Origin of the sequence: Zoogloea sp., assembly GCF_030157465.1 — a bacterium.
Lineage (GTDB): Bacteria > Pseudomonadota > Gammaproteobacteria > Burkholderiales > Rhodocyclaceae > Zoogloea.
In genome coordinates this window covers 1-4,218 of record NZ_JAOAUU010000068.1, presented here as the reverse complement: position 1 = coordinate 4,218, position 4,218 = coordinate 1, and the positions used below count along the sequence as shown (strand labels likewise).

Below are 4,218 nucleotides of genomic sequence, written 5' to 3'. Positions count from 1 at the left end.
CTGATCGGCGAAACGGCACGCCGAAGGCTGTCAAGCTATAGCAGGACGGGACACAAACTGCGCGACCTGAAAACAAGGCCGCGCTTTACATCCGGTGAACTCAGACCGCCGACTGCTTCCGCCGGTTTATCTCCGGCAGGATTTCATCGATCAGGCCCTGCACGGCTTCCTCGCACAAATCGAGCACGACATCGAAGCCAGTGTTGCCACCGTAATAAGGATCAGGCACCTCATCGCGGCGCACACCCCGGGCAAAGCTCATGAACATGCGAACCTTGTGGCTGGTACCTTCTGGCGCCCTGTCACGCAGGTACTCGAAGTGATCCCGGTCCATCGCCAGCAGCAGATCGAACTCGACGAAATCCTTAGGCTGGACCTTTCTCGCCCGCAGGCGCGAAAGATCGTAGCCACGCCGGAGTGCGGCAGTCTGGCTGCGCGGATCAGGCGCTTCGCCCGAGTGATATCCCTGGATTCCAGCCGAATCGACAGCAACCTGCCCCTCGAGCCCCGACATCGCCAGCCAGCGACGTGCCACGCCCTCCGCTGTCGGTGACCGGCAGATGTTGCCGGTGCAGACAAACAGTATTTTCATTATTGGTGTCCCTCCTGCCGGCAATTTAAACAGCCGACGGGCCGAACGTACAAGGGCGAGTACCAATTTTCAGTTTCCCTCAGGGTTGGGAGAGACATCGTGGGCGTCCGCCCCGAATGCCTGCTGGCGCAGCCGGAAGAGTTTGTCCCGTGCTGCGGCCGCCTTTTCGAACTCCAGGTTGCGGGCATGCTCCTGCATGTCCTTTTCGAGCTGGCGGATTGTCTTGGCCAGCGCCTTTTCGTCGAGGATCGCAAAATCTGCGCGGGCATCAGCGCCGCCATCCTTTCCGGATGAACCATCATAGACACCGTCGATGATGTCCTTTATGCGCTTTATCACAGACTTGGGAGTAATCCCGTTGGCCTCGTTGTGAGCCAGCTGCTTGGCCCGCCGTCTCTCGGTTTCGCCGATGGCCGCTTTCATCGAATCGGTGATCCGGTCGGCGTAAAGGATGGCCGTGCCATGCAGGTGCCGCGCCGCACGCCCGATGGTCTGGATCAGCGAACGCTCCGAGCGCAGGAAGCCTTCCTTGTCGGCGTCGAGGATGGTGACCAGTGACACCTCGGGAATATCGAGACCTTCACGCAGCAGGTTGATGCCCACCAGCACATCGAACTCGCCCAGACGCAGGTCGCGGATGATCTCGACCCGTTCGACGGTGTCGATGTCCGAGTGCAGATAGCGAACCCGGATGCCGTTCTCGGCCAGATATTCCGTCAGATCCTCGGCCATGCGCTTGGTCAGCACGGTAACGAGGATGCGCTCGTTCACCACGACCCGTTTCTTGATCTCGCCAAGCAGGTCGTCCACCTGCGTCACCGCCGGCCGCACCACGATGATCGGATCCACCAGGCCGGTCGGCCGCACCACCTGCTCCACCACCTGCCCCTGGTGCTCCTTCTCGTAGGCCGCCGGCGTGGCCGACACGAACACCGTTTGCGGCAGCAAGCGCTCGAACTCCTCGAACTTGAGCGGCCGGTTGTCCATCGCCGAAGGCAGGCGAAAACCGTACTCCACCAGGTTTTCCTTGCGCGCCCGGTCGCCCTTGTACATGGCGCCCACCTGGCCGATCGACACGTGGGATTCGTCGATGAACATCAGCCCGTCCTTCGGCAGGTAGTCGATCAGCGTAGGCGGCGGATCGCCGGGCTCGCGCCCGGACATGTGACGCGAATAGTTCTCGATGCCCTTGCAGAAACCCAGCTCGTTGAGCATCTCCAGATCGAAGCGGGTGCGCTGTTCGATGCGCTGCGCCTCCACCAGCTTGCCGGCCTTCTGGAAGGTTTCGATGCGATCGCGCAGCTCGTCCTTGATCGCCTCGATGGCGCCCAGCACGGTCGCCCGCGGCGTGACATAGTGGCTCGACGGAAACACCGTGAAGCGCACGATTTTCTGCTTGAGGTGGCCGGTCAGCGGATCGAACAGCGTGAGATGCTCGATCTCGTCGTCGAACATCTCGACGCGCAGCGCGTACTCGGCGTTTTCCGCCGGAAAGATGTCGATCACGTCGCCGCGCACCCGGAAGGTGCCGCGCTTGAAATCCACGTCCGCCCGGTCGTACTGCATCGCCACGAGGCGCTGGACCAGATCCCGGTGGAGGATCTTTTCACCCTCCCGCAGGTGCAGCACCATGCTGTGGTAAGCCTGCGGATCGCCGATACCGTAGATGCACGACACCGACGCCACGATCACCACGTCGCGCCGCTCCATCAGGCTCTTGGTGGCCGACAGGCGCATCTGCTCGATGTGCTCGTTGATCGCCGAATCCTTTTCGATGAACAGGTCGCGGGACGGCACATAGGCCTCCGGCTGGTAGTAGTCGTAATAGCTCACGAAATACTCCACCGCGTTCTCGGGAAAAAACTCGCGAAACTCCGAATAGAGCTGCGCCGCCAGCGTCTTGTTGTGGGCCAGCACCAGCGCCGGCCGCCCGCATTGGGCAATGACGTTGGCCATCGTGAAGGTCTTGCCCGAGCCCGTCACCCCCAGCAGGGTCTGGAACATCAGGCCATCGTCGATTCCCTCGACGAGCAGGCGGATCGCCTCCGGCTGGTCGCCACCGGGAGGAAAAGGCTGGTGGAGCCTGAACGGGCTTCCCTCGTAAACCATTACTCGCCCGCTACCTACTTGATCGGCCATGATAAAATTTCTGTCTTAAGTCAATCGGCGCTGCCTGCGAAACCCGCGGGCAACCCCGTATTATCACCCAGCGGCCGGCACACAGTGCCCCGCACCTTTAGTCCCTTTTAGTCCCTTCTGGAGACCCCATGAGCTCTTCGATCTTTGCTGCGGTGGAAATGGCCCCCCGCGATCCGATTCTTGGCCTGAACGAAGCCTTCAACGCGGACACCCGCAGCACCAAGGTCAACCTCGGCGTTGGCGTTTATTTCGACGACAACGGCAAGATCCCGCTGCTCGGCGCAGTGCGCACCGCCGAAAAGGCCCGCCTCGAAGCCGCGCCCCCGCGTGGCTACCAGCCCATCGAAGGCCCGGCCACCTACGCCAACGCCGTGCAGAACCTGCTCTTCGGTGCCGACAGCGCCATCATCCGCGACGGCCGCGTCATCACCGCCCAGGCCCTCGGCGGCACCGGCGCCCTGCGCATCGGCGCAGACCTGATCAAGCGCGTCGTGCCCGGCGCCACGGTGTACATCTCCGACCCGAGCTGGGAAAACCACCGCGCGCTCTTCGAAGCCGCCGGCTTCCCCGTCGACACCTACCCGTACTACAACCCGGAAACCCGCGGCGCCAACGCCGAGGCGATGATCGCCAAGCTGAACAGCCTGCCGGCCGGCTCCGTCATCGTGCTGCACGCCTGCTGCCACAACCCCACCGGCGCCGACCTCACCGAAGCCCAGTGGGCCGACGTGGTCAAGGCCTGTGCGGCCCGCGGCCTGATCCCCTTCCTCGACATGGCCTACCAGGGCTTTGCCGACGGCATCGAACCGGACGCCGTCGCGGTGAACCTGTTCTCCGCCTCCGGCCTGTCCTTCTTCGTGTCCAGCTCCTTCTCCAAGAGCTTCTCGCTCTACGGCGAACGCGTCGGCGCCCTCTCCGTGGTCACCCAGTCCAAGGACGAATCCGGCCGCGTGATGTCCCAGCTCAAGCGCGTCATCCGCACCAACTACTCCAACCCGCCGATCCATGGCGGCGCGATCGTGGCGTCCGTGCTGTCCACCCCGGCCCTGCGCCAGGAATGGGAAACCGAACTGGCCGGCATGCGTGACCGCATCCGCGCCATGCGCACCGGCCTCGTCGACAAGCTCGCTGCCCGCAACATCGACCAGGACTTCTCCTTCGTCATCAAGCAGCGCGGCATGTTCTCCTACACCGGCCTCACCACCGCCCAGGTCGAACGCATGAAGGACGAGTTCGGCATCTACGCTGTCGGCACCGGCCGCATCTGCCTGGCCGCGCTCAACACCAAGAACCTCGACTACGTCGCCGACGCCATCGCCGCCGTCATCAAGGCCTGAGTTTTGTCCGTTTCACCCGCTCCCGGTTCGCCGGGAGCAAAAAAGCGCGCAAATCGGGTTGACGTACATCGCGTTTCTTCCTAAAATGCGCGCCTCTGTTCCTCGATAGCTCAGTCGGTAGAGCGCCGGACTGTTAATCCGTAGGTCCCT

Annotated in this window: 3 protein-coding genes; 1 reads left to right on the top strand and 2 read right to left on the bottom strand. The window is 62.9% G+C overall.

Features of this window, described 5'->3' with window-relative positions:
* Positions 1-100: 100 nt before the first annotated feature.
* Both Q1W26_RS09090 and uvrB read right to left on the bottom strand, forming a co-directional pair.
* Positions 101-595: a low molecular weight protein-tyrosine-phosphatase gene (locus Q1W26_RS09090; protein ID WP_300438776.1), complete on the bottom strand. Its 495-nt coding sequence runs from the start codon at positions 593-595 to the stop codon at positions 101-103.
* Positions 596-661: 66 nt separating this feature from the next.
* A complete protein-coding gene (gene uvrB / locus Q1W26_RS09085) occupies positions 662-2,731 on the bottom strand; it encodes an excinuclease ABC subunit UvrB (protein ID WP_300438773.1) in 2,070 nt (689 codons plus the stop codon).
* A gap of 128 nt (positions 2,732-2,859) precedes the next feature.
* Here uvrB and Q1W26_RS09080 point away from each other — a divergent pair, with 128 nt between their 5' ends.
* Positions 2,860-4,068, top strand: coding sequence for an amino acid aminotransferase (locus Q1W26_RS09080; protein WP_300438770.1), 1,209 nt, complete (start codon positions 2,860-2,862; stop codon positions 4,066-4,068).
* The last annotated feature ends 150 nt before the right edge of the window (positions 4,069-4,218 follow it).